Origin of the sequence: Amphritea sp. HPY (assembly GCF_050870985.1) — a bacterium.
In the GTDB taxonomy this organism is placed as follows: domain Bacteria; phylum Pseudomonadota; class Gammaproteobacteria; order Pseudomonadales; family Balneatricaceae; genus Amphritea.
The window spans coordinates 3,344,865-3,367,989 of the sequence record NZ_CP194015.1 but is presented as its reverse complement, the minus strand read 5'-3'; the positions used below and the strand labels follow the sequence as shown (position 1 = coordinate 3,367,989).

The window sequence follows — 23,125 nt, the reverse complement described above, 5'->3', positions numbered from 1 at the left end:
CCAGCTTAACTGTAAAAGAAGGTTGCCAATCCGAGAAAGGCAAAAAATCCGACCACGTCGGTAATGGTGGTCAATAATACACTACCGGCTAGTGCGGGATCGATACCCCAGACTTTTAATATTATTGGTAATAGAGTACCTGCCAGCGCAGCGGCCACCAGATTAATAATTATAGCGCAGGCGATGATAACGCCGATGGTTGTGTCCTGAAACCACAATACCGCGATTACCGCCACGACTAATGCCCAGATCACACCGTTGAGTGCGCCAACGATAAGTTCTCGATTGAGCAGCCAGCCGGCATTGGAGCGTTCTACATGCCCCAGTGCCTGACCACGGATCATCAGGGTAAGGACCTGGCTACCGGCAATACCGCCCATGCTCGCAACGATTGGCATCAATACTGCCAACGCCACCACTTTTTCAATTGTGTCTTCAAACAGTCCGATCACGGCAGAGGCTATGAATGCTGTTATCAGGTTTACGCCCAGCCAGACGGCGCGGCGCCGGGTGGTTTTCATTATTGGTGCAAAGGTGTCTTCGTCTTCGTCCAGACCTGCCATGCTCATCAGAGAGTGGTCGGCATCCTCGCGGATTACATCGACCACGTCATCGATGGTGATACGGCCGAGAAGCTTATTGTTTTCGTCAACTACGGGAGCCGATACCAGGTCTTCCTGCTCGAATAGCTGGGCGACTTTATCGTCCGGTGTATTGGCGGCGATTGCGTCGGCTTCGGTGACCATGATCTCCCGCACGGTGATATTCGGGTCGCTGACCAGCATTTTAGTCAGGGGCAGAGCGCCGATATAGGAGTCTTTGCGGCTGACAACAAATAAGCTGTCGGTCATCTCGGGTAGCTCATCGTGACGGCGCAGATAACGCAGTGCCGCTTCAATAGTAATATCCGGCCGGATAGTGATGGTGTCCGTATTCATCAGGCCACCGGCGGTATCTTCCGGATAGGAGAGGACCTTTTCCAGGCGTTCGCGGTTTTGGTAATCCATTGACCGCAGCAGCTCGCGCATCACCGTTTCCGGCAGTTGCTGCATTACGTCTGCCAGGTCATCGGTTTCCAGCGTTTCGGTGATCGCAAGAACTTCCGAGGTATTCATCTTGCTCAGGATTTCAGCCTGAACATCGTCGCCCAGATCCTGCAGCACTTCCCCTTCTATATCTTTGTGTATCAGGCTCCACAGCAGATGGCGCTCTTTAGGTGGAGATTTTTCGATCAGATGGGCGACTTCTGACGGGCGCAGGACTTTATTCAGAGTATGACTGATCTGCTTGAAAGCGCCTTCTTCAAGAGCGATGTTCAGCTTGTCGAGTTCGGTAGCGCTGTGGGAAACAGTCATATCAAGCCCCAGTTGATCAGGCAATTAAGAAACTATGGGTAGCTGAAGCTATGGGCAGCCATTGGCGAGATCCGCCAACATTACCGAGCTGTTATCTGGGGTATTATATCGGATTGTTTTTAAAGGAATAAGGTGCGAAGTTACTCTTCTTCATCGAAACGGTTATTAATTAGCGTTTCAATTGCGATCAGGGCTTGTTGTTCGTCTTCGCCATCGGTGGTTACCGTCAGATCGGTGCCTTTGCTGGCGGCTAACATCATCACGGACATAATGCTCTTGCCGTCGACCTTGCGACCATCTTTTATGAGCTGGATATCCGCTGAAAACTGGCTGGTTACGTTGATCAGTTTGGCCGCAGCACGGGCGTGCAGGCCCAGCTTATTGATAATTGTGATCTGCTTTTCCTGCATAGTCGGACTCCGGTGTTACTGTGGCTCAGGATAGCTCCCGATGTCGAATATGCACATTATCCATAGTTGTCCGGAAATGGCCAGCCAATCGCTCGCTGATATAGACCGAACGGTGCTGACCGCCGGTGCAGCCGATGCCAATGGTGATGTAGCTGCGGTTGTTACGCTCGAAGGAGGGCAGCCATTTTTCCAGATACGCGATGATATCCGCAAGCATCTCCTGTACCTCGGTCTGTTGATCAAGAAAATCGATGACCGGCTGTTCCTGTCCCGTATGGCCGCGCAGTTCTGGTATCCAGTATGGGTTTGGCAGACAGCGTACGTCATAGGTGAAATCTACATCCAGTGGTACACCATGCTTAAAGCCGAAGGATTCAACCTGAATTGATAATGCCTGCTCTTGCCGTTTGGCAACCCGGAGTTTGATGCTGTCGCGAAGCTCGTACAGCGACATGCGGGTGGTGTCGATACGGATATCGGCCAGGTCAGCTAAGGGCTCCAGTAGTTTGCGCTCATAACTGATCGATTCCTGCAGGCCTTGCTGATCATCGGACAGGGGATGTTTGCGTCGGGTGGCGCTATAGCGTTTTAACAGGGTTGTTTCTGAGCTATCCAGGAACAGGATTTCACAGCTTACTTTGCCGCTTTGTCGTAACTGCAGGAAAACTTCAGGAAAGCGTTGCAGGTTACTCTGCAGGTTGCGGGCGTCAATGCTTACTGCCAGTTGCGGCGGGTGATCCTGCTGGGTGAGAATCTGATTGACCAGCTCCGGAAGCAGCAGTGCCGGGAGGTTGTCGATGCAGTAAAAGCCGACATCCTCAAGTGCTTGAAGTGCGGTGGATTTGCCGGAGCCGGAGCGGCCGCTGATAACAATTAGTTTCACTAGTATCAGCCCGCCTGAAATTCAACTGCGGCATTGTACAGGGAGCGATTGGATTGAGCGCTGCGTAAGCGTTCACGGAATGTTTCCTGACTGAACAGCTCTGCCAGATTACCCAGGGTTTGCAGATGCTCATCGCATGCTTCTTCCGGCACCAGCAGAACAAATAGAAGGTCTACCGGTTTACCATCGATAGCGTCGAACTCTATGGCCTGGTCCAGTTGAATAAGAATACCCAGTGCCTGGTTACAGTCCCTGAGCCGGCAATGGGGGATCGCAACCCCTTCTCCGATGCCTGTACTGCCGAGTCGTTCCCGGTTGATCAGGCCGCTGAATATTTCATCGGCGGTCATTTCCGGTTGTTGTTCGGCAATATGTCGGCTGACAATTTCAAGGGTGCGTTTTTTACTACCGCCTTCGAGGGCGCAGATGGCCCTTGAAGGTGACAGCAGTTCATTAATTAACATTATGGATAGATACTACTATTTGTGATTTTTCATTTTTTCTTTGTGCTTGATTACCTGACGGTCGAGTTTGTCGATCAGGCCATCAATTGCTGCGTACATATCGTCGTGCTCGTGGGTAGCAAATAGCTGACCGCCGGCAACGCGGACATCAGCTTCGGCTTTCTGGCGGGTTTTTTCCACGCTCAGGGTTACCTGTGCATTAGTAATGTTATCGAAATGACGTTCCAGTTTACCAAATTTAGAGTGTACGTATTCGCTCATTGAATCAGTCAGTTCAACGTGGTGACCAGTGATATTGATCTGCATGGTAATCTCCTAGTTGTCTATATTCGGGACTGAGCCCGTTTCCCACTAAATAATATTATTAAACCAGACGCTTGCGTTCATTAGAAGGCGGAATGCTAAGCGACTCGCGATATTTTGCGATTGTTCGGCGCGCAACATTTATGCCCTGATCATCCAGCAGCTGTGCGATCTTATTATCACTCAGTGGCTTGGCCGGATTTTCTGCTGCGACAAGTTTCTTGATCAGTGCCCTGATAGCGGTTGATGAACAGGTGCCACCATTTGCGGTGCTGACGTGGCTGGAAAAGAAGTATTTCAACTCATAGATGCCGGTCGGGGTGTGCATGAATTTCTGCGTGGTAACCCGTGAAATTGTCGATTCGTGCATCTCTACGGCATCGGCTATGTCGTGTAATACCATCGGCCGCATCGCTTCATCGCCATGCTCCAGAAAACCTTCCTGGCGGGCAACTATTTCCCGGGTAACTTTTAGCAGGGTGTCGTTGCGGCTATGCAGGCTCTTGATGAACCAGCGCGCTTCCTGCAGGTGGTTTTTCAGGTAAGTATTATCCGGGCTGCTATCGGCACGCTTGATCAGGCCGGCATAACCATCATTGATACGTAACTTGGGTGATACCTCAGGGTTTAACAGTACGTGCCAGACCCCCTGTTCTTTACGCACCAGTACATCGGGAGTAACGTATTCAGACTGGCTGCTGGTGATCATTGCGCCAGGTTTTGGGTTGAGGGTCTGAATCAGTTCGATAACTTGCTGCAGCTGGTGTTCTTTGAGGCGCGCCTTGCGCATCAGTTGCTTGTAATCATGGCTACCAAGCAGATGGATGTACTGAGTGACGACCTTGATCGCCTCGCGTCGGAATTCAGTATCTTCCGGCATCTGCTGAAGCTGAATGCTGAGGCACTCTCCGAGGTTGCGCCCGGCAACGCCAGGTGGATCAAACTGCTGAATACGGCGTAGTACGGCTTCAATCTCATCCAGTTCAATACTGTTGAGTTGTTCTTCATCCTGGGCCAGGAAGTGCTCGTGAATCGCTTCCAGAGTGACTGTAAGGTAACCATCGACATCGATACCATCGATCAGGCTGGTTGCGATCAGCTGATCGACATCGCTCATCGGGGTCAGGTTAAGCTGCCAGCTGAGGTGGTCCTGCAGGGTTTCGTCAGAGGTATCGTTAGACTCCATTGACATGTCTGAGAAGTCGCTGCTGCTTGAGGTCGAGGTTGAAACTGTCTGGAAGGTATCTTCCCAGGAGCTATCTGTGGACAGCTCTTCAGGAATATTTTCATTCCAGTCGCTATCGGCAACCTGGGTCTCTTCGCTTTCGGTTTTGACTACTACTTCCCCGGCTTCGCTGGTCGCCACAGGCGTTTCCTGCTCGGAAGAGTCGTGGTGCTCCTCTTCGGTAACTTCCAGCATCGGGTTCGATTCCAGGGCTTCCTGGATCTCCTGCTGCAGATCAAGCGTCGATAGCTGGAGCAAGCGGATCGCTTGCTGCAACTGTGGGGTCATCGTCAGGTGCTGACCGATTTTAAGTTGTAACGCTTGCTTCATAAAATAGAGATCACTTTACCGTAATGCTGGATCATTATTATCAGAGACGGAACTGTTCGCCAAGATAGGCTTGTTTTACCTGCTGGTTGTTCAGTATATCCTGCGGTGAGCCCTGAGCAAGGATATATCCTTCACTTACAATATAGGCCTGCTCGCAGATGTCCAGAGTCTCGCGGACATTGTGATCGGTAATGAGAATGCCGATTCCCTTTTTTTGCAGATGCTTGATGGTTTGCTTTATATCGCTGACCGAGATTGGGTCGACACCGGCAAATGGCTCATCAAGCAGTATAAAGGTGGGTTCGGTGGCCAGGGCGCGGGCAATTTCAACGCGTCGCCGTTCACCGCCGGACAGACTCATGCCAAGGCTGCTGCTGAGATGGGAGATATGAAATTCTTCCAGTAGCTGTTCCAGCTTTTGCTTTCGCTCGAGACGACTCAGTTCCTTGCGGGTTTCCAGTATGGCCATGATGTTGTCGTGCACGCTGAGCTTGCGGAAAATAGATGCTTCCTGGGGCAGGTAGCCAATGCCTTTGCGGGCACGGCCGTGCATCGGGTAATGTGTCAGCTCTTCATGATCAATTTTGATGCGGCCCTGATCGGCATCAACCAGGCCGACGATCATATAAAAACAGGTTGTTTTGCCTGCCCCGTTGGGACCCAGAAGGCCAACGATCTGACCGCTTTCTATGGACAGTGAAACATCTTTTACAACAGCCCGGCTCTTATAGCTTTTGGCCAGGTTTAACGCTTCCAGTCGACTCATTGAGGCTGCTCTTGTCCGGTCTCGGTTGGTTGCTCTGCTTCGGGTGTACTAATGGATTCAGTGCTGGACTCAGATTCGGTTTCCGGTACCGCCGGTTTAGGCTGGATTACCATCTGTACCCGCTCACCGTTGGAACTGTTGTCGCTGAATGCGTCGACAATGCTTTTACGCATGTCGTAAACAATCTTGTTGCCGCTGAATGTGTCGCTACCCTGGGTGACTTTAGCCTGACCGGTGATTGTCAGTTTCTGGGTCTTGATATTGTATTCGAGCCGCTGACCGTATGCGTAGGTGATCTCCTCACCTGGCGCAGGTTGCTGCTGATATTTGGCGGGTTTCCCTTTGGCAACGATGGCGCGTAAACCACTGTCATTCTGGCGAATTTCGACGCTGCTGCCGGTGATCTGCATGCTACCCTGGGCCAGCTCGACACGGCCTTTATATAAGGTGATGCCGCTCTGATCGTTGCGGGTCGCGCTATCGGCGCTGACATGGATCGGCTTGTTACGGTCGTCCGGCAGGGCCATTACCTGTACCGAAGCTGACATTAGCAGTAGCAGGGCTAGTTTGTTGATGGTGTTAGTTAACATTGTGTATCCCCTTAACCTGGGAGCGCAACTCTATGGTTCGGGTATCAAAAGTGGTTTTCATACCCACTCCGGTTGTTTTACCCATCTTGTTCGACAGTGTTACTTTTTTATCGGTTTCAGCAAAGCCTTTATCTGGAAAAATCATCAAAGATTCAGTGGTCATTATATTGGCCTCTTGTGAATCAGGATGGTCCTGTATGGTGACAGAGCCCGCCAGGTTGACGATATCTTGCTGGTCCGACATAACCCCAGACAGACTGCTTAATGTAACAGGCTCTCTGTCAGTGGCAAATAAAGTTAATTGTGGCTCGACAGTTAAAACCTGCTGTAACTGAGGCTGGTGTTCCAGCTGACTGGTGCGTAGCTTTTGCTTTAGCTGGCCGGTGACACTGTAATCATCGATCGCGGCGTCGATGATATAAAAATCTGACTGTTGATGAGCCGGGCTGGGCTCAGGGACGTCGCTGCTTTTTTGCGATTTATCATCAAGCCCCTGATAGATAAGTACCGGGGTGAGGATCAACGCAGCAGTCGCCAGTCGGGCGCGTCCGGTCAGCATCTACAGGAACTCATCATACAGTTGCTGCAATTTATCCTGCGCGGCGAGAATCGTCTCACAGAACTCTCTGCCGGCACCCTGGCCTGCGATTCTGGTGGTGCTCCAGTCGGCATGCTGGCGGACAAAAGGGTGCCCGCCGTTGACTGTTGCGCCGAAACTAACAGCGCGAATAGCCGCCAGGTCAGGCAGGTCATCGCCGATATAGGCGGTTGAGTTTGCACTGTATCCGGTATCACTCCAGAGTTCCTGTAGTGCGATTAGTTTATCTTCCCGGCCCTGATAAAGATAATTGATGCCCAGAGACTTGGCTCGCTTTTCCACCTGTGGCGAACGCCGTCCGGTGATTATTGCGGTTTCAATGCCGGCTTGTGCCAGCAGCTTGATGCCGAGTCCGTCCAGGGTATTAAAACTTTTGATTTCCTGACCGTCAGGCAGAAAGTTGAGCTGGCCGTCGGTAAGTACTCCGTCAACATCAAATACAGCCAGACGTACCTGTTGCAGTTTTAGCAGTAGTTCTTCGCTGATCTGTTTGGTGAGTTGTTCAGTTTGTTGTTCGGTCATCAGATTACCCCCGCCTGTAGCATGTCGTGCATGTTCAGCGCGCCAACCGGGCGTTGTTCCTGATCCAGTACTATCAGGGCGTTGATCTGTTTGTCCTGCATGATCTGCAGGGCCTCTGCCGCCAGCATATCAGCATTGATGGTGGTGCAGTCGGTAGTCATTACTTCGGCAATAGTAGTGTTCTTCATATCTACATCGTGATCCAGGGTACGACGCAGGTCGCCATCGGTAAAGATACCCAGGAGGATTCCATTGTCGTTGATTACCGCAGTCATACCCAGACGTTTGCGGGTCACTTCCAGAAGGGCCTGATGCAGTTTGGTTTCAGTGCTGACCTGAGGGATATCGTTACCGGTATGCATAATATCGGATACTTTTAGTAACAGACGTCGTCCCAGGCTGCCGCCGGGGTGGGAAAAGGCAAAGTCTTCGGCGCTGAAACCACGGGCTTCCAGCAATGAGATAGCCAGTGCATCACCCATCACCAGTGCGGCAGTCGTGCTGGAGGTCGGTGCCAGTCCCAGCGGGCAGGCTTCGACGGCTATCGCGACATTTAGGTTGGCGTCGGCAGAGCGTGATAAGGTTGATTTTGGGTTGCCGGTAATGCTGATTAGCGGGGCATTCATCCGCTTGATAAGTGGCAGAATTGACACCACTTCGCTGGTCTCGCCAGAGTTAGATAAGGCAATAACCACATCTTGGCGGGTTATCATGCCCAGATCGCCATGGCTGGCCTCGCCAGGGTGAACAAAGAATGAAGGGGTTCCTGTCGAAGCCAGAGTGGCTGCAATCTTATTACCAATGTGTCCGGATTTGCCCATGCCGGTGACGATGACCCTGCCACTACAGTTAAGAGACAGTTCGCAGGCCCTGGTGAAATCACCATCCAGTTGTTGTAACAGGGCATCAACCGCATCTCTTTCCAGGCTGATAGTACGACGGGCAGAGTCGATAAAATTGAAGTGTTCGGTCATTGGTAATATTCAGACTCAGACTGTTGGTAAATGGTTTAAACGCTCATAGTGTATAGCAGATAGAGATAGGCTGCATATCCCAAGACTAACACGCCGCCCTCTATCTTACTGATACGAGGTGGTTTTTGCAGCAAGGCGAGGATAGCAAGGACTGCTGTTAACGCAAAAGTCACGCCGTAGTCTCGCCATAAGACAACGCTATCCAGCGTTACTGGAGCGAGGAATCCCGGTACCGCCATCACCGCAGCAATATTGAAAATGTTAGAGCCGACAATATTACCCAGGGCGATGTCAGTATGGCCTTTCAGGGCGCTGGCAACAGACGCAGCCAGCTCTGGCAGACTGGTACCTATAGCTACGATTGTCAGTCCGATAATAAGTTCACTGACGCCAAGAATTGTCGCGATTTCAGTCGCTCCCCACACCAGTACTCTGGAGCTGCCGGCCAGCAGGGCCAGGCCAAAGATCAGCCAGAATATTGCCTGGCCGGTCGGCAACTCGGGAAGTTCTTCGGTTTCGTCTGCGATATCCTGCTCAGAAGCGCTCTTCTGGAATCGGGCAAACAGGAACAGGCAAGCGATAAGTGACAGTGCCAGAACTATCGCATCGATCCGTCCCAGATAAAGATCGTACAGGACGCCGCCGGCCAAAAGAGTAATAGCCAGAAGTAGTGGGATTTCTCTTTTTAACACGCTTGATCTGACCGGCAGTGGGGCGATCAATGCAGTAACACCCAGCACCAGGCCGATGTTGGCGATGTTAGAACCAAGTGCGTTACCGACGGCAAGGCTGCCCGCGCCTGTTGTAGCTGCCATCCCAGAGACCAGCATCTCCGGTGCTGAGGTGCCGAAGGATACGACAGTAAGGCCTATCAACATCGGTGACATACCGAAATTCCGGGCGGTACCTGCGGCGCCGATAACAAAACGATCGGCACTCCAAACCAGGACAATAAAACCGATCAGTAGAGCAATAATGGGATATAGCATTGAGAGTAATATTCAGCTGTTATTAAAACGGAGGCCTATTTAATGAATTATCGCCAGTCAGTGCAAGAGGAAGCTGGCCCGAGTGTCGATTTAATTCACGTTTGATAGAGAGAATGTTATAGTGCACAGCCTCAGTTACTAAGTAGTAAATCTCCGGAAAATAAGGGGAATTCGGGAGCTGGTGCAGACAAGGCAGGGGGCTTTGTCCGATTATCATCCGTTTTCATCCTTTCGCTTGATGAGTAAGTCTTCAATGAAACATTTTGACGATATCATTATAGATATTCAGAAACTGACATTCAGTCGCAGTGAGCGGACAATTTTTCAGGATGTAGATATCCAGATTCCCCGCGGTAAAATCACTGCGATCATGGGACCTAGTGGCACCGGTAAAACAACGCTGCTGAAGTTGATAGGCGGTCAGTTGATGCCAGACTCAGGGGATATATGGCTTGATGGCGATAATATTCCAGAGCTTAACCGTAAAGATCTTTTCGATGCGCGGGAAAAAATGGGCATGCTGTTCCAGAGTGGTGCCCTGTTTACCGATATGTCGGTGTTTGAAAACGTCGCATTTCCGTTGCGGGTGCATACCGATCTGCCGGAGGATATGGTTCGCGATGTAGTATTGATGAAGCTACAGGCGGTAGGTTTGCGTGGGGCGTATAAATTGATGCCCAGTGAGCTGTCTGGGGGCATGGCGCGCCGGGTTGCCCTGGCCAGAGCGATAGCGCTGGATCCGGATCTGGTTATGTATGACGAACCTTTTACCGGTCAGGATCCGATCGCAATGGGGGTGCTGGTGAATCTGATCCGTCGACTTAATCAGGCGCTGGGGCATACCAGTATTATTGTCTCTCACGATATTCAGGAAACGCTTGGCATTGCTGACTACATTTACCTGGTCGCGGATTCTAAAGTCATTGCCCAGGGGACACCGGAGGAATTACGGCAGGTCGTTTCTTCGCAGGTTAAACAGTTTATGGAAGGATTGCCCGATGGACCTGTACCGTTTCATTTTCCTGCTGATGACTATCAGTCTGAATTGATGAAGGGGCAGTAAATTATGTTGCAACAGATTCAGACATTTGGTCGTATTGGCGTCCATAAACTGTCAGCTTTAGGGCGCTCCGGACAGATTTTGATGCAGGCGATTATAGCCCGACCGACGCCTGCAGAGTCGTTTCCGTTATTGATTAAACAGTTGTACTTTGTCGGCGTGTTATCGCTGGTTATTATTGTTGTTTCCGGGTTGTTTATAGGTATGGTGCTGGGCCTGCAGGGCTATACCATTCTGGTGGATTATGGTTCTGAACAGGCAGTGGGGCAGATGGTTGCCCTGAGTCTGGTGCGTGAACTGTCTCCGGTGGTTGCTGCATTGTTGTTCGCTGGTCGGGCCGGCTCGGCGCTGACTGCTGAGATCGGTCTTATGAAGGCGACGGAACAGCTGTCGAGTATGGAGATGATTGGTGTTGATCCGTTGCGGCGCATTATTGCACCCCGCTTCTGGGCAGGTTTTATCAGTTTGCCACTGCTGTCGATGATTTTCAGTGCAGTGGGGATCTGGGGAGCCATGCTGATAGGTGTTGACTGGCTTGGTATCTACGAAGGGTCGTTCTGGTCTAATATGCAGAACTCCGTTGATTTTTCAGAAGATGTGGTAAATGGCCTGATAAAAGCTCAGGTTTTTGGTTTTGTAGTGACCTGGATTGCTATTTTTCAGGGTTACGATGCGGTTCCTACCTCTGAGGGAATCAGTCAGGCGACGACTAAAACGGTAGTTTACTCTTCGCTGGCTGTACTGGGGCTTGATTTTATTTTGACTGCTTTGATGTTTGGAGATTTTTAAGCATGCGTATCCGGGGACTGGAACTGGGAGTGGGTGTATTTATGTTGGCGGCCGCTTTGGCGTTGGCTGTGCTGGCTTTAAATGTCAGTGGAATGAATCTGTCGCAACAGACAGCATCATACAAAGTATATGCACTGTTTGAGAATATTGGTGGCCTGACTGCGCGCTCTAAAGTGACTATGGCCGGGGTACATATAGGGCAAGTTACGTCGATTACGCTGGATAAAGACCAGCTGATGGCGCTGGTTGAGATGGAAATTCAGGATAATGTTGACTACCTGACGCTGGATAGTTCAGCGTCAATCCTTACGGCAGGGTTGCTGGGGGAAAAGTATGTCGGTATCACTACGGGTGCTGATGACGAGATGCTAGGGAATGGCGATTATATTGAAGACACCCAGTCAGCTCTGGTGCTTGAAGAGTTGATTGGTAAGTTCTTGTTTAACCAGGCTACCGAGTAAAAGAAGATGAACATGTTACAAAGACTGGCAATCGCATTGCTATGCGTTATAGGTCTGGCTCCCCTGACTGCAGTGCAGGCGTCCTGGCAGGAAGCTCAGGCGACTGTTGACCAGGCGTCATCACAGTTAATGGGGATTCTTGATGATCCAGCGTATCAGGAAGTCGATCCGCTGATGGCTGAGATAGAATCGATTTTGAATCCGGTAGTGGATTTTCCATATATCTCCAAGCGGGTGATGGGTAAGTATTACCGTAAGGCTTCTGCAGAACAGCAGCAGACCTTTAGCAGGGCATTTAAGAATACTCTGATCAGAACCTATGCCAAATCATTGTCAGGTTTTGGCATAGTACGTTACGAAATGGCTCCGCAGGGTAAACCAAGCCCGAAGCCAAATAAGCAGATTGTCAGTGTCTATGTATATTCTGGCAATGGCACGAAATACACGCTGGTATATTACATGCTGAAGCAGGACGAGAGCTGGAAGCTGGTTAACGTGCTGGTGGATGGTATTAACCTGCGCCTGAATTTTAAGAACCAGTTTGCCGATATGGTCTCCCGTACTAAAGGTAATGTCGGCCAGGTAATTAGCGACTGGGAAGCACTGGTATCCACTGATGCTAAGGAAGAGGGTGCCTGATGGGTGCCTTCGCAGTACAAGCGAAGCCGGGTTCAATTCTACTTGAGGGCGAGCTGGTGTTCAGTACGATTACGGCGGTACGTGATAGTGTTGAGCGGTCAATTGCCACTGCTCAGGGGGCGCTGTGTATCGACTTTGCAGGCGTTACCCGGCTGGATAGCTCGGCTTTGTCATTGTGGCTTTGTTTCGAACGCAAAGCAGACGCTGTTGGGATTAAGCTTGAAGTGAAAAATGTTCCTGCGGAACTGAAGTCGATTGCTCAGCTGGTCGGCTTAGAAAAGAGTAGTTTGTTGCTGTAGTTATATACGGTTGTATGCAGTTAATTGCAGCTGGTTTCAATAATCCGTCATTTTAATCAGCGCAACTAAATTAGCCCGGAACAGACCTAAATATCGCCTTTTTTTTGATAATCGGATATCATTTCCGGTTTACTATTTTCCCCAATTTTATCGGTATCTTGCATGCAAATTGAAGAAGTGAAGCAGATTCTGGAATCCAAGCTGGATGGTTGTGATGTTTACCCGGAAGGTGAAGGTTGCAACTTTCAGGTCACCGTCGTCGGCGATCTGTTTGAAGGCCTGCGTCCGGTCAAAAAGCAGCAGGTGGTTTATCAATGCCTGTCAGACCAGATTGCTGATGGCAGTATCCATGCTCTGACGATCAAGACCTTCACGCGTGCTCAGTGGGCTGAGCAGCAAAACTGATTTCAGGGGTATTAAGATGGATAAGCTGATTATAAGCGGCGGCTATGATCTTAGCGGTGATGTTAAAATCTCCGGTGCGAAAAACTCTGCGTTGCCAATTCTTGCTGCGACACTGCTAGCCGACGAGCCGGTGACGATCAGTAATTTGCCTCACCTGCATGATATTACGACCATGCTGGAGCTATTACGGCAGATGGGAGTGGACCTGACCATCGATGAAAAACTCAATGTTGAGATCGATGCCCGGACCCTTACTTCGACTGTAGCACCCTATGAATTAGTTAAAACCATGCGTGCATCTATCCTGGTGCTGGGGCCTTTGGTTGCGCATTACGGTCATGCTGAAGTTTCGCTGCCGGGTGGTTGTGCAATCGGTAGTCGTCCGGTTGATCTGCACCTCAAAGGCCTTGAAGCGCTGGGTGCTGAAATTACCGTTGAAGAGGGCTTTATCCGTGCGACTTGCGATGGTCGCCTGAAAGGAGGTCGGGTATTCTTTGATGTAGTGACCGTAACCGGAACCGAAAACATCCTTATGGCAGCGGCCCTGGCAGAAGGTCAGAGTATAATAGAGAACGCTGCCCGTGAGCCTGAAATCGTCGACCTGGCGGAATTCCTGATCGCTATGGGTGCGGATATCAGAGGCCACGGTACTGATACTATTACGGTTAACGGTGTGGCATCGCTGAAAAACTGCCATTTTCCGGTTATTGCCGACCGCATTGAAACCGGTACATACCTGGTTGCTGCAGCGGCTGCACGCGGCTCTGTTCGAGTTAAGAATACCCGAGTTGATATTCTCGATGCCGTGTTGCAGAAACTGCAGGAAGCCGGCGCTGAGATAGAAGTCGGCGAAGATTGGATTTCTCTGGATATGAAAGGTAAACGGCCAAAGGCGGTTAACCTGACAACAGCACCTTACCCCGCTTTTCCTACGGATATGCAGGCTCAGTTTGCAGCGATGAATATCGTTGCAGAAGGCGTCAGTGTAATCAAGGAAACCGTTTTCGAAAATCGTTTCATGCACATGCAAGAGATGATCCGGATGGGAGCCAAGATTACTATCGATGGAAATACTGCGATCATCGAAGGTGTTGAAGAGCTGACAGCTGCTCCGGTAATGGCGACAGACTTGCGGGCATCGGCCAGCCTGGTAATTGCGGCTATGGTCGCTAAAGGCGATACCATGATCGAGCGGATCTACCATATCGACCGTGGCTATGAATGTATCGAAGAAAAGCTGCAGTTGCTGGGTGCCAAAATCAAGCGTGTACCGGGCTAACCGGGTTCGCAGGATTAGACTGTACAACCGGGCTCTCAGCTTAAGTCATAAAGATTAACAGAATGTTCACAGACTCCTGCCACTATAAGAGCAGGGGTCTATGAATCCAAGTGGTAACGAAACAGCGAATATGAAACAGAAACTGACAATTGCCCTGTCTAAGGGACGCATTCTGAAAGATACGCTACCTCTGCTAGAGGCGGCTGATATTGTTCCGGCTGAAGATATTTTCAGCAGTCGCAAGCTGATCTTCGATACCAATCATGACAACATTAAGCTGGTTGTGATCCGGGCTACCGATGTACCGACCTATGTTGAGCATGGCGGTGCGGATATGGGTGTGGCAGGTAAAGATGTGCTGCTTGAATATGGCGCTAAGGGCCTTTACGAACCGCTGGATCTGAATATCGCCTGCTGCCGTTTGATGGTTGCCGGAATGAAGAATGCCAGTGAAGTTGAAGGGCGCATGAAAGTGGCGACTAAATTTGTCAATGTCACTAAAGAATACTTTGCCCGTCAGGGGCGTCAGGTCGATATTATCAAACTGTATGGTGCGATGGAGCTGGCCCCTATTATGGGGCTGGCCGATCGTATCGTTGATATTGTCGATACTGGCAACACGCTGCGGGCTAATGGCCTGGAGCAGATGGAAGATATTGGTTATATCAGCTCCCGCCTGGTGGTTGGAAAAGCCGCAATGAAGATGAAACACCGCCAGATCCAGCCGATTATTGATCTTCTGTCTGCCGCAGTTGAAGCGCGTAAAGACAGCGCTGGTAAAGAAAAGGCTGAAAAATAATGGCCAATGTTGAGATCTTACGACTGGATAACAGTCAGGCTGACTTCAGTGAACAGCTGGATAAGCTGTTAGCCTGGGAGTCAGTATCTAATGACCAGGTTAACGGCATCGTTAACGATATTCTGGCGCGGGTTAAGCGCGAAGGTGACAGTGCGGTTATCGAATTCACTAACCGTTTCGATCGCCTGAATGCAGGCGCAATGAGTGAGCTTGAGCTGACTCAGGAAGATCTTCAGCAGGCGCTGGATACCTTGCCCGATGATCAGCGCCATGCGCTGACAGTGGCTGCTGAACGCGTGCGTGACTACCATGAGCGTCAGAAGGGTGAGTCCTGGCAGTATGCCGAGGCTGATGGCACCGTCCTGGGGCAGAAGATTACGCCGATGGATAAAGCAGGACTCTACGTGCCCGGAGGCAAAGCGTCCTATCCATCATCAGTACTGATGAATGCGATTCCGGCTAAAGTTGCTGGTGTCGGTGAACTGATCATGGTCGTACCGACGCCGGACGGCGAAGTAAATCAGCTGGTGATGGCTGCTGCCGCGCTGGCTGGTGTTGACCGTGCTTTTACCATTGGTGGTGCGCAGGCAGTGGCGGCACTGGCCTATGGAACTGAAACAGTACCAAAGGTCGATAAGATCGTTGGCCCAGGTAATATTTTCGTGGCCACGGCTAAACGTGCAGTGTTTGGCGCTGTTGGTATTGATATGATCGCCGGCCCTTCGGAAATTCTGGTGATCTGCGATGGTCAGACCGATCCCGACTGGATTGCGATGGACCTGTTCTCTCAGGCGGAGCATGATGAAGATGCTCAATCTATTCTGTTGAGCCCTGATGCTGACTTCCTGGATCGGGTAGAGCAGAGCATTCAGAAATTGTTACCGACCATGGAGCGCGAGGAGATCATTACTAAATCTCTGGCTGACCGGGCCGCGCTGATCAAAGTTGCTGATCTGAATGACGCGGCTGAAGTGTGTAACCGGATAGCGCCTGAGCACCTTGAACTGTCTATCGAAGATCCTGAAGCATTGCTGCCACAGATTCGTCATGCCGGAGCCATCTTTATGGGGCGTTATACTGCTGAAGCGCTGGGTGACTATTGTGCCGGTCCTAACCACGTACTACCGACATCGGGTACTGCACGTTTTTCCTCACCTTTAGGGGTGTATGATTTCCAGAAGCGCTCTTCTTTGATCAACTTCTCCCATCAGGGAGCATCGGACATGGGTAAAATCGCTTCCGTGCTGGCCCGTGGTGAGAGTCTGACAGCTCACGCCCGCTCTGCTGAGTACCGTATCAAGGATTAAGTTGTTGCTTAGTTCCAGTTAATAAAAAGCCCTGCACTTGCAGGGCTTTTTTGTTTTGAATTGTCGCTACTTGTTCTGTGACTGTGAAGGTTGTTTCTGTGGCTGCCGCTGCGGCCGTTCTGCAACAATGATTTCAAGATTAATATATTCGCCATTACGCCATACTTTAATTGGCACCACACTGTCAGGCGGCATCCGCGCCACTTTGTTCATTGAACTGAAGCTGTCGATCACTTTTTCGTTGGCGATCTCCAGCATAATATCTCCGGGTAGCAGGCCGCCCTTGTGGGCCGGTCCGTTACGGAAGATACCGGCAACAATCAGGCCGTGGCTCTCTTTAAGGCCAAATGATTCGGCCAGTTGGCTGGTCATCTCCTGTACTTCAACGCCGACCCAGCCACGGATAACCCGGCCGTGCTGAATCAGGTCCTGCATGACCTGTTTGGCCTGGTCCGAAGGAATCGCGAAGCCGATCCCCTGAGATCCTCCGGTACGTGAGAATATAGCGGTATTAATACCGATCAGGTTACCACGGGCATCAATCAGGGCACCTCCGGAGTTGCCGGGGTTAATGGCTGCATCGGTCTGAATAAAGTCTTCATAAGTATTCAGCCCCAGCTGGTTACGGCCGGTGGCACTGATGATTCCCATAGTCACTGTCTGTCCCACGCCGAACGGATTGCCGATTGCCAGTGCGACGTCGCCGACCCGAAGATTGGCGGATGAACTGAGCGTAATGCTGGGCAGGTTCTGCAGTTCGATCTTGAGTACTGCAAGGTCTGTTTCAGGATCGACACCGACAATCTTAGCGAGTGCTTCGCGGCCATCCTTAAGGGCAACGACAACGCTGCCAGCGCCGGAAATAACATGGTTATTAGTAGCGATATAACCATCGGAGGTGAGGATTACACCGGAACCCAGGCTGGATTGGATTCGCTCTTTACCGCTGTTTTTACCCTCGTAGAATTTACGGAAGTCAGGATCGTTATACAGTGGGTTTTCATTTTTCGGAATAACAGTGCGGGTGTAGATGTTGACGACACTGTAGGCGGCATGCTCAACTGCATCGGCATAAGATACCGGGCCGGAGAGCGACAGGTTGCTATTCTGCGCAGGAGTTTCACGAATCTCCACCGTATTGATCTGCGGAGCAAACATCTCCGGCAGATAATTAAGCAAAATAACGGCTGCCAGAATACCAGAGAGTATCGGCCAGACCAGAAATGAAAGACGTCGCATCGATTTTGCCTTTATAACGGTGGTAAAGCTTTTCGAGTGTTCTTAGAATTATACAGAATTTTGGAAAAAGAAAGATAACCATTATGGCCACATCTCTGCAGGAAATTATTAAATACAGTAACCAGTTACTGACGCCGGAGCGCTACCGGGATTATTGTCCTAACGGTCTTCAGGTGGAAGGCAAAGATCAGGTATCGCGTATTGTCAGTGGTGTAACAGCCAGTCAGGCCTTGCTTGACCGGGCGGTTGAGCTGGAGGCTGATCTGGTCCTGGTACACCACGGCTACTTCTGGAAAGGTGAGGCACCGCAGATTTGCGGAATAAAAAAACAGCGCCTGAAAACGTTGCTGGTAAATGATATCAGCCTGCTGGCGTATCACCTGCCATTAGACGGGCACCCGCAGCTGGGGAATAATGCGCAATTGGCTGAGTTACTTGGACTTGAAACCGTTGCCGGCCTTGAGCCGGATAACCCTCTTAGTATCGGCCTGACCGGACGCCTGACAAAGCCTGTAACGGCGACGGAGTTTGCCAGCCATATCAGTGCAGTGCTGGGGCGGGAGGTGATGCATATTGACGCTGGTCCAGAACTGATTGAATCGGTTGGCTGGTGTACCGGTGCCGCGCAGGACTACATCGATCAGGCGGCTGAGCAGGGTTTGGATGCCTATATTTCAGGAGAAATATCAGAACCGACGGTGCATAGTGCCAGAGAGCTTGGTATTCATTACTTCGCTGCCGGTCACCATGCGACTGAGCGTTATGGTGTGCAGGCGTTGGGACAGGCGCTGGCTGCTGAGTTTGATCTGGAGCATCAGTTTGTAGATATAAAAAACCCGGTCTAAAAACCGGGTTTGTAGTGTTATGAGTAGTTTCTTAAGGGCTAAGCAGAATTATTATGCGCTTTGCTTATGCTCATCATCACGCAATGCGTTACCGGGAATATGATCTTTCAGTACCGGAATATCTTCCTCTTCCTCGACCGGCTCTTTCTTCAGACCATAGCTCTCAGAGAGAGTACCCTCTTCATCTGCTTTCTTCGGCGCGTAGTCCCGTGGTGGCTCAACGACTTCTGGCTCGGCAGGTGCGGATTCAGGGCTGCTGACTTCGTCGGTGACTGTTGGGATCTCCGCTTTCGCTTCTGTTTCAGGATTGTCCTGAATACGGGATTGCAAAGGTGCTTTATCCAGTTCAACCGGGGTGTGTTCGGTGAGGCATAATGCCTCGGAACCTTTAGCCAGATGTTGGTGAACTGCCTTGTAACTCTCAGTCAGATTGTTAACCAGATCGGCGGTTTGCTCGAAATGATTATTAACCTGGTCTTTATATTCGGTCAGCTCGCGTTGTGACTCATTGAGCTGATCGATCAGTTGTTGTTGCTTGTTCGAATTTTCACCCGAACGGCCCAGCAGGTAACCTATCAGGGCGCCGACTGCCAGGGTGACGATACCGATAATCCAGACGCTGTTATCTTCCACAAAGACTCCTTAAGTCGCTTTTTAAACCATAAATTACTATCAGAAAGCGTAAGCCAAAGAATACCCCAAAGTCATAGCAATGCCTATGCTAAATTGGTCGATCAGCTGCGTCGGATCAATGCTACTGAGCAGGTTTTACCGGCTCCCGGTTATCGCGCCATTGCTGTACTTCGGCATATTTCTCAGCCAGATAATTAATCTGTTCACGCAGTACCGCGCAAGCCAGTTCCGCATCACTATTTTGTAAGGCGCGGAGCATGCGCTGATGCTGATCAATAATCACCGAACGTTCACGGAATCGGAAGGTAACCATATTACTGATCGGCTGTAGCGCTTCGATAATACTGAACATGATAAAGCTGAGTAGCTGGTTAGCCGAAGCTTCGGCGATAGTACGATGGAAGCGGACATCCGACGCGCAGAACTCTTCCGGGCTGAGTTGCGGTTGCTGCTGAGTATCCAATTCCTGCTCAAGTTGTTGTAGCTGTTCTGAAGTGATCGCATCTGCCGCCAGACGGATGCAGTTTTGTTCCATCAGCAGGCGGGTCTGGTTAATCTCATCCATGGAGAAAGCATCCATGCCGACCAGCAACGTGGTGGCGCTGCTCAGGGCATCACTCAGGTCAGCTGCCGAAGGACGGTTAATAAATGTACCACCTGTAGGGCCGCGGCGGGAGCGTACCAGGTTTTGTGCAGCCAGCCGCTTCAGTGCTTCGCGTATAGTCGGGCGTGATACCTGATAGCGCTGCGCGAGTTCGCCTTCGGTTGGCAGGCGATCATCGGCTTTTAGTGAACCATCCATGATCGCCTGACGGATCTGGTCAGCAATCTGGCTGGACAAGCTGCGTTGTGCGACGGGTTCGATTTCCAGATTCACAGATGAATTCCTGTTTTTACAACTATAGTTAGGCAGCCATTATTCCATAGATACGGCTTATTGTTAATTTGTAAGACAAATAAAAACAGGTTATATTGCTCTAATGTAAATTTGTAAGACAAATAGAAAGCCCTGTCAGAATTACCGTTACAGGCTGCTAATAAGCGAGGTTAGTTATGTTTAATGCACTAGTGCTGGATCAACAGGACGGCAAGACTCTGTCCGAAGTTAAACAACTGGATCTGGTCGATCTGCCGGATGAAGATGTGCTGGTAGAAGTCAGCTATTCATCGCTGAACTACAAGGATGGCCTGGCTGTAACCGGAACTGGAAAAATTGTGCATAGCTTCCCGATGGTACCGGGAATTGATCTGGCGGGCACCGTAAAAGAGTCTCGCTCTGTCGATTTTCAGCCAGGTGATCAGGTGATCATGACCGGTTGGAGTGTCGGTGAGCGTTACTGGGGGGGCTACAGCCAGTTTGCCCGCCTGAAGCCTGAGTGGCTGGTCAAAATGCCGACCGGCATGGATGCCCAGAAATCTATGACAATTGGCACAGCAGGCCTCACCGCGATGCTGTGTGTGATGGCGCTAGAGGAGGGGGGGATTACACCAGATAAAGGCGCTGTAGTTGTAACCGGTGCTGCCGGCGGTGTTGGCAGTGTTGCCGTAGCGATCCTGAGTAAGTTAGGTTACACCGTTGCCGCTGTGACCGGCCGCGAATCAACTCATGACTATCTGCGCTCTCTGGGTGCCAGTGAACTATTATCCCGCGAAGAGATGGCCGAGAAGTCGCGTCCGCTAGAAAAACAACGTTGGGCAGGTGCTATCGATACTGTGGGCGATGCTATTCTGGCTCGGGTTCTGGCGGAAACAGATTATCGTGGTGTAGTTGCAGCCTGCGGTCTGGCTGGTGGTTTTAAATTGCCAACTACTGTTATGCCGTTTATCTTGCGTAACGTCCGTCTGCAGGGTGTCGACTCGGTGATGTGCCCTGTGGATATTCGTACCCAGGCCTGGAATCGTCTGCTGACCGATCTGCCTGAGTCCGCGTTGGGGGATATCGGTAATGTCGTCGGTTTGTCGGAAGTGCCGCAAGCGGCGGCGGATATTATTGCAGGTAAGATTCAGGGGCGTACTCTCGTAGATCCTAATAAATAAGTGGCTAGAACGCGGCTTTGCCGCTCGCTAGAACGTCGCTACGCGCCTTGCTAGTGGCTAGAAAAAGCATAAAGGAGACCGTTGGTCTCCTTTTTTGTTATTCATACTGACAGTGATAGAGAATAAACGGAACGTTTTTATATGCCGCCCTCTTTAACGGCAGGTCCCAGAGGCTTATCTATGGCCATGCAGGTTTCTGGATCAGGTTCAGTCAGGCTCCACCTTTTAGCTAAATCACAAATCCGGGATTTAAATAACTGCCTTGCCGGGCATTCGCCATGCGACTTAATTTCTTTTTGTGAATCTCTTACGCACTCAATTACTCCGGGATGAATTGAGTCATCAGTTTCATGCTTCCAAAAACAGGCGTCGTATGCCCAAAGAATGGCCTGGCCTGTTATTTCACAGTCTTCTGCCCTGGCAAAAGATGATAGAAAAATTAATGTAAGAAACACTATTTTCATTCTGAGGCTCTACAGCTTAACGTTGTGCTGAAGCATAAGTTTGGTTGAGTAATGACCCGACTACAAGTGATGAGTTACAGTGCAATACCAATCTTCAATACTTGCTTACAAAGCAAAAAAAAGCGGCTATCCGAAGATACCCGCTTAAGAAGGCTTTTCCGCTTTTTCTAGCCACTAGCAAGGCGCGCAGCGACGTTCTAGCGAGCGGCGAAGCCGCGGTCTGGCCTGATCGAAACTAGCCAAACTGTCCATCCATTCTAGGTCTGATGAGTATTGGGGTGTACGGCACCAAAAATAGCGCCCAGGAAATAATCCACAGCCCGCCGGAGATATGCAGACCCATCATGTACATTCCCGGAATCATCGGCAGAAGTATCCGGATCACACCGGCGACGGCCATCAGCAGGAATGATGCAACCACAAGTTTTGAAACTTTCAGTTGGCGTGCGGTGTGGCCCAGGGATACACGTGCCATCATGCCAAGGGTCATGGAGCCTATCGCTCCGGCGGCAAAAGCATGGGTGGACAGGTAAATTGAGATATTCAGCAGGTCGCTCAGCGCGAACAGGATGAAACCCAGCGGGATAAACAGGTAAGCAACATGCAACACCCAGATTAACGGGTTGCGGAGCATGCGAGGGTGGAACCAGCCAGCGACCCGAATCAAATGTACGATACCGTTGATACCTGCCAGCAGGTAAGTGATTGACTGCAGGGCTGATTCTTGTGGTATCAGCAGGTCGGCAAACAGCCAGCCAAAGGCCAGTGGGATAACGGATTTCTCCAGCCAGTCATATTTTTTAGCCTGAAAAACACCCAGCGCCCGTTCGGTGAAGAAGGGAATAACCCGTCCACCCATCACGACCATGACGGTGACGATAAGAGCTAGCGACATCTGCAGTCCGGCGGCTAAAGTGTTTTCGGTGTAACCCAGCAGCTGTAGGTGAACCAACAGGTTGGCTACGGTCATCGCCAGCAAAATTACGATAAACACCAGGTTACGATAATTGCCGGAGCGAACGATAGGCAGTCCGATGCCGAGGGCAACCAGCGGTAGAAAGGCCAGGTCAGCAGCAGCGATTACATAATCCGGAACAACAGCGCTGAAAAACGGTAGTATTCTACCCAGAAACCATACTGCGGTGATGCCTGCCAGAGTGGCTCCGTACGGGGTCTGGATCGATGTCCAGTTGCGTACCGCGGTAAGCAGAAAGCCTGCGATGACGGCGATGGCATAGCCGAATAGCATCTCATGTCCATGCCAGTACTGATTCAGTAGATAATAGTTGTGAGCGGAATCGCCTTTACCCAGCATCATCAGCCAGATCAGCATCAGAACCAGTGCCGATGCTGCGCTAAGAAGGAAGAAAGGCCGGAAGCCTAGGTTAAATAAAGCAAACCCCTTAGGGTCTCTGGGTTCCTGAATCTGCATGAAATCTACGACCGTTTTGATGCTGAAT

The 23,125-nt window shown here is 50.7% G+C and carries 28 protein-coding genes; 11 read left to right on the top strand and 17 right to left on the bottom strand.

Features of this window, described 5'->3' with window-relative positions; all coding sequences use genetic code 11:
• Window positions 1–5: 5 nt before the first annotated feature.
• From mgtE to ACQUQM_RS14950, 12 genes are all read right to left on the bottom strand, one after another.
• Window positions 6–1,355: a magnesium transporter gene (mgtE, locus tag ACQUQM_RS15005; RefSeq protein WP_432470703.1), complete on the bottom strand. Its 1,350-nt coding sequence runs from the start codon at window positions 1,353–1,355 to the stop codon at window positions 6–8.
• Between the two features lie 140 nt (window positions 1,356–1,495).
• The gene (locus ACQUQM_RS15000; protein ID WP_432470702.1) at window positions 1,496–1,765 is read right to left on the bottom strand and encodes an HPr family phosphocarrier protein; all 270 of its coding nucleotides are present in this window, start codon (window positions 1,763–1,765) and stop codon (window positions 1,496–1,498) included.
• Window positions 1,766–1,790: 25 nt separating this feature from the next.
• Window positions 1,791–2,648: an RNase adapter RapZ gene (gene rapZ / locus ACQUQM_RS14995; protein WP_432470701.1), complete on the bottom strand. Its 858-nt coding sequence runs from the start codon at window positions 2,646–2,648 to the stop codon at window positions 1,791–1,793.
• Between the two features lie 5 nt (window positions 2,649–2,653).
• Entirely contained in the window at window positions 2,654–3,112 is a 459-nt protein-coding gene (gene ptsN, locus ACQUQM_RS14990) for a PTS IIA-like nitrogen regulatory protein PtsN (protein ID WP_432470700.1), read from the bottom strand.
• Between the two features lie 15 nt (window positions 3,113–3,127).
• Window positions 3,128–3,418 (bottom strand): ribosome hibernation-promoting factor, HPF/YfiA family, encoded by a 291-nt coding sequence (gene hpf, locus ACQUQM_RS14985; protein ID WP_432470699.1) that lies wholly within the window; start codon window positions 3,416–3,418, stop codon window positions 3,128–3,130.
• A 58-nt stretch (window positions 3,419–3,476) separates the two neighbouring features.
• On the bottom strand, window positions 3,477–4,970 hold the full coding sequence (locus ACQUQM_RS14980) for an RNA polymerase factor sigma-54 (RefSeq protein WP_432470698.1): 1,494 nt from the start codon (window positions 4,968–4,970) through the stop codon (window positions 3,477–3,479).
• Window positions 4,971–5,010: 40 nt separating this feature from the next.
• Window positions 5,011–5,736, bottom strand: a complete 726-nt coding sequence (lptB, locus tag ACQUQM_RS14975) for an LPS export ABC transporter ATP-binding protein (protein WP_432470697.1) — start codon at window positions 5,734–5,736, stop codon at window positions 5,011–5,013.
• Entirely contained in the window at window positions 5,733–6,326 is a 594-nt protein-coding gene (gene lptA / locus ACQUQM_RS14970) for a lipopolysaccharide transport periplasmic protein LptA (protein ID WP_432470696.1), read from the bottom strand. Before lptA ends, lptB begins: the two co-directional genes overlap by 4 nt.
• Window positions 6,316–6,885 carry an LPS export ABC transporter periplasmic protein LptC gene (gene lptC, locus ACQUQM_RS14965; RefSeq protein ID WP_432470695.1) on the bottom strand — a complete coding sequence of 190 codons (570 nt, stop codon included), beginning with the start codon at window positions 6,883–6,885 and terminating at the stop codon, window positions 6,316–6,318. Before lptC ends, lptA begins: the two co-directional genes overlap by 11 nt.
• Window positions 6,886–7,446: a KdsC family phosphatase gene (locus ACQUQM_RS14960; protein WP_432470694.1), complete on the bottom strand. Its 561-nt coding sequence runs from the start codon at window positions 7,444–7,446 to the stop codon at window positions 6,886–6,888.
• Window positions 7,446–8,420, bottom strand: a complete 975-nt coding sequence (locus ACQUQM_RS14955; RefSeq protein WP_432470693.1) for a KpsF/GutQ family sugar-phosphate isomerase — start codon at window positions 8,418–8,420, stop codon at window positions 7,446–7,448. The genes ACQUQM_RS14960 and ACQUQM_RS14955 overlap by 1 nt, the downstream gene beginning before the upstream one ends.
• A 35-nt stretch (window positions 8,421–8,455) precedes the next feature.
• Window positions 8,456–9,409 carry a calcium/sodium antiporter gene (locus tag ACQUQM_RS14950; protein WP_432470692.1) on the bottom strand — a complete coding sequence of 318 codons (954 nt, stop codon included), beginning with the start codon at window positions 9,407–9,409 and terminating at the stop codon, window positions 8,456–8,458.
• 253 nt (window positions 9,410–9,662) lie between these two features.
• Here ACQUQM_RS14950 and ACQUQM_RS14945 point away from each other — a divergent pair, with 253 nt between their 5' ends.
• From ACQUQM_RS14945 to hisD, 9 genes are all read left to right on the top strand, one after another.
• Window positions 9,663–10,472: an ATP-binding cassette domain-containing protein gene (locus tag ACQUQM_RS14945; RefSeq protein ID WP_432470691.1), complete on the top strand. Its 810-nt coding sequence runs from the start codon at window positions 9,663–9,665 to the stop codon at window positions 10,470–10,472.
• Between the two features lie 3 nt (window positions 10,473–10,475).
• Complete coding sequence (gene mlaE / locus ACQUQM_RS14940; RefSeq protein ID WP_432470690.1) at window positions 10,476–11,258, top strand: lipid asymmetry maintenance ABC transporter permease subunit MlaE; 783 nt, start codon at window positions 10,476–10,478, stop codon at window positions 11,256–11,258.
• A 2-nt stretch (window positions 11,259–11,260) separates the two neighbouring features.
• On the top strand, window positions 11,261–11,719 hold the full coding sequence (gene mlaD / locus ACQUQM_RS14935; protein WP_432470689.1) for an outer membrane lipid asymmetry maintenance protein MlaD: 459 nt from the start codon (window positions 11,261–11,263) through the stop codon (window positions 11,717–11,719).
• 12 nt (window positions 11,720–11,731) lie between these two features.
• Window positions 11,732–12,358 carry an MlaC/ttg2D family ABC transporter substrate-binding protein gene (locus ACQUQM_RS14930; RefSeq protein WP_432470688.1) on the top strand — a complete coding sequence of 209 codons (627 nt, stop codon included), beginning with the start codon at window positions 11,732–11,734 and terminating at the stop codon, window positions 12,356–12,358.
• A complete protein-coding gene (locus ACQUQM_RS14925; RefSeq protein WP_432470687.1) occupies window positions 12,358–12,657 on the top strand; it encodes an STAS domain-containing protein in 300 nt (99 codons plus the stop codon). The genes ACQUQM_RS14930 and ACQUQM_RS14925 overlap by 1 nt, the downstream gene beginning before the upstream one ends.
• 162 nt (window positions 12,658–12,819) lie before the next feature.
• Window positions 12,820–13,062 (top strand): BolA family protein, encoded by a 243-nt coding sequence (locus ACQUQM_RS14920; protein WP_432470686.1) that lies wholly within the window; start codon window positions 12,820–12,822, stop codon window positions 13,060–13,062.
• A 16-nt stretch (window positions 13,063–13,078) separates the two neighbouring features.
• Window positions 13,079–14,341 (top strand): UDP-N-acetylglucosamine 1-carboxyvinyltransferase, encoded by a 1,263-nt coding sequence (gene murA, locus ACQUQM_RS14915; protein ID WP_432470685.1) that lies wholly within the window; start codon window positions 13,079–13,081, stop codon window positions 14,339–14,341.
• Between the two features lie 130 nt (window positions 14,342–14,471).
• The gene (gene hisG / locus ACQUQM_RS14910; protein WP_432474831.1) at window positions 14,472–15,140 is read left to right on the top strand and encodes an ATP phosphoribosyltransferase; all 669 of its coding nucleotides are present in this window, start codon (window positions 14,472–14,474) and stop codon (window positions 15,138–15,140) included.
• Window positions 15,140–16,447, top strand: coding sequence for a histidinol dehydrogenase (gene hisD / locus ACQUQM_RS14905; RefSeq protein ID WP_432470684.1), 1,308 nt, complete (start codon window positions 15,140–15,142; stop codon window positions 16,445–16,447). The genes hisG and hisD overlap by 1 nt, the downstream gene beginning before the upstream one ends.
• Window positions 16,448–16,513: 66 nt before the next feature.
• On the opposite strand, the gene ACQUQM_RS14900 is transcribed toward hisD, so the two are convergent.
• Window positions 16,514–17,686 (bottom strand): trypsin-like peptidase domain-containing protein, encoded by a 1,173-nt coding sequence (locus ACQUQM_RS14900; RefSeq protein ID WP_432470683.1) that lies wholly within the window; start codon window positions 17,684–17,686, stop codon window positions 16,514–16,516.
• Window positions 17,687–17,769: 83 nt separating this feature from the next.
• Here ACQUQM_RS14900 and ACQUQM_RS14895 point away from each other — a divergent pair, with 83 nt between their 5' ends.
• Window positions 17,770–18,531, top strand: coding sequence for a Nif3-like dinuclear metal center hexameric protein (locus ACQUQM_RS14895; RefSeq protein WP_432470682.1), 762 nt, complete (start codon window positions 17,770–17,772; stop codon window positions 18,529–18,531).
• A gap of 51 nt (window positions 18,532–18,582) precedes the next feature.
• Here the strand turns inward: ACQUQM_RS14895 and ACQUQM_RS14890 are convergent, their stop codons facing one another.
• Both ACQUQM_RS14890 and ACQUQM_RS14885 read right to left on the bottom strand, forming a co-directional pair.
• Entirely contained in the window at window positions 18,583–19,164 is a 582-nt protein-coding gene (locus ACQUQM_RS14890) for a YhcB family protein (RefSeq protein WP_432470681.1), read from the bottom strand.
• Window positions 19,165–19,285: 121 nt separating this feature from the next.
• Window positions 19,286–20,041 carry a FadR/GntR family transcriptional regulator gene (locus ACQUQM_RS14885; RefSeq protein ID WP_432470680.1) on the bottom strand — a complete coding sequence of 252 codons (756 nt, stop codon included), beginning with the start codon at window positions 20,039–20,041 and terminating at the stop codon, window positions 19,286–19,288.
• A gap of 176 nt (window positions 20,042–20,217) precedes the next feature.
• Here ACQUQM_RS14885 and ACQUQM_RS14880 point away from each other — a divergent pair, with 176 nt between their 5' ends.
• The gene (locus ACQUQM_RS14880; protein ID WP_432470679.1) at window positions 20,218–21,201 is read left to right on the top strand and encodes an MDR family oxidoreductase; all 984 of its coding nucleotides are present in this window, start codon (window positions 20,218–20,220) and stop codon (window positions 21,199–21,201) included.
• Window positions 21,202–21,338: 137 nt separating this feature from the next.
• Here ACQUQM_RS14880 and ACQUQM_RS14875 read toward each other — a convergent pair whose 3' ends face one another.
• Both ACQUQM_RS14875 and ACQUQM_RS14870 read right to left on the bottom strand, forming a co-directional pair.
• Window positions 21,339–21,665: a hypothetical protein gene (locus ACQUQM_RS14875; protein WP_432470678.1), complete on the bottom strand. Its 327-nt coding sequence runs from the start codon at window positions 21,663–21,665 to the stop codon at window positions 21,339–21,341.
• A 235-nt stretch (window positions 21,666–21,900) separates the two neighbouring features.
• Complete coding sequence (locus tag ACQUQM_RS14870) at window positions 21,901–23,097, bottom strand: NnrS family protein (RefSeq protein WP_432470677.1); 1,197 nt, start codon at window positions 23,095–23,097, stop codon at window positions 21,901–21,903.
• Window positions 23,098–23,125 lie beyond the last annotated feature (28 nt).

Excerpts from the sequence above, each read along its gene's own strand:
- ACQUQM_RS14945 (WP_432470691.1), top strand. The coding sequence starts at position 9,663 with ATGAAACATTTTGACGATATCATTATAGATATTCAGAAACTGACATTC.
- ACQUQM_RS14925 (WP_432470687.1), top strand. The coding sequence starts at position 12,358 with ATGGGTGCCTTCGCAGTACAAGCGAAGCCGGGTTCAATTCTACTTGAG.
- murA (WP_432470685.1), top strand. The coding sequence starts at position 13,079 with ATGGATAAGCTGATTATAAGCGGCGGCTATGATCTTAGCGGTGATGTT.
- ACQUQM_RS14880 (WP_432470679.1), top strand. The coding sequence starts at position 20,218 with ATGTTTAATGCACTAGTGCTGGATCAACAGGACGGCAAGACTCTGTCC.
- ptsN (WP_432470700.1), bottom strand. The coding sequence starts at position 3,112 with ATGTTAATTAATGAACTGCTGTCACCTTCAAGGGCCATCTGCGCCCTC.
- ACQUQM_RS14875 (WP_432470678.1), bottom strand. The coding sequence starts at position 21,665 with ATGAAAATAGTGTTTCTTACATTAATTTTTCTATCATCTTTTGCCAGG.
- hpf (WP_432470699.1), bottom strand. The coding sequence starts at position 3,418 with ATGCAGATCAATATCACTGGTCACCACGTTGAACTGACTGATTCAATG.
- ACQUQM_RS15000 (WP_432470702.1), bottom strand. The coding sequence starts at position 1,765 with ATGCAGGAAAAGCAGATCACAATTATCAATAAGCTGGGCCTGCACGCC.
- lptA (WP_432470696.1), bottom strand. The coding sequence starts at position 6,326 with ATGTTAACTAACACCATCAACAAACTAGCCCTGCTACTGCTAATGTCA.
- ACQUQM_RS14955 (WP_432470693.1), bottom strand. The coding sequence starts at position 8,420 with ATGACCGAACACTTCAATTTTATCGACTCTGCCCGTCGTACTATCAGC.
- hisG (WP_432474831.1), top strand. The coding sequence starts at position 14,472 with ATGAAACAGAAACTGACAATTGCCCTGTCTAAGGGACGCATTCTGAAA.
- ACQUQM_RS14960 (WP_432470694.1), bottom strand. The coding sequence starts at position 7,446 with ATGACCGAACAACAAACTGAACAACTCACCAAACAGATCAGCGAAGAA.
- ACQUQM_RS14920 (WP_432470686.1), top strand. The coding sequence starts at position 12,820 with ATGCAAATTGAAGAAGTGAAGCAGATTCTGGAATCCAAGCTGGATGGT.
- ACQUQM_RS14870 (WP_432470677.1), bottom strand. The coding sequence starts at position 23,097 with ATGCAGATTCAGGAACCCAGAGACCCTAAGGGGTTTGCTTTATTTAAC.
- ACQUQM_RS14980 (WP_432470698.1), bottom strand. The coding sequence starts at position 4,970 with ATGAAGCAAGCGTTACAACTTAAAATCGGTCAGCACCTGACGATGACC.
- ACQUQM_RS14930 (WP_432470688.1), top strand. The coding sequence starts at position 11,732 with ATGTTACAAAGACTGGCAATCGCATTGCTATGCGTTATAGGTCTGGCT.
- ACQUQM_RS14950 (WP_432470692.1), bottom strand. The coding sequence starts at position 9,409 with ATGCTATATCCCATTATTGCTCTACTGATCGGTTTTATTGTCCTGGTT.
- lptB (WP_432470697.1), bottom strand. The coding sequence starts at position 5,736 with ATGAGTCGACTGGAAGCGTTAAACCTGGCCAAAAGCTATAAGAGCCGG.
- mlaE (WP_432470690.1), top strand. The coding sequence starts at position 10,476 with ATGTTGCAACAGATTCAGACATTTGGTCGTATTGGCGTCCATAAACTG.
- lptC (WP_432470695.1), bottom strand. The coding sequence starts at position 6,885 with ATGCTGACCGGACGCGCCCGACTGGCGACTGCTGCGTTGATCCTCACC.
- ACQUQM_RS14895 (WP_432470682.1), top strand. The coding sequence starts at position 17,770 with ATGGCCACATCTCTGCAGGAAATTATTAAATACAGTAACCAGTTACTG.
- mlaD (WP_432470689.1), top strand. The coding sequence starts at position 11,261 with ATGCGTATCCGGGGACTGGAACTGGGAGTGGGTGTATTTATGTTGGCG.
- mgtE (WP_432470703.1), bottom strand. The coding sequence starts at position 1,355 with ATGACTGTTTCCCACAGCGCTACCGAACTCGACAAGCTGAACATCGCT.
- ACQUQM_RS14900 (WP_432470683.1), bottom strand. The coding sequence starts at position 17,686 with ATGCGACGTCTTTCATTTCTGGTCTGGCCGATACTCTCTGGTATTCTG.
- hisD (WP_432470684.1), top strand. The coding sequence starts at position 15,140 with ATGGCCAATGTTGAGATCTTACGACTGGATAACAGTCAGGCTGACTTC.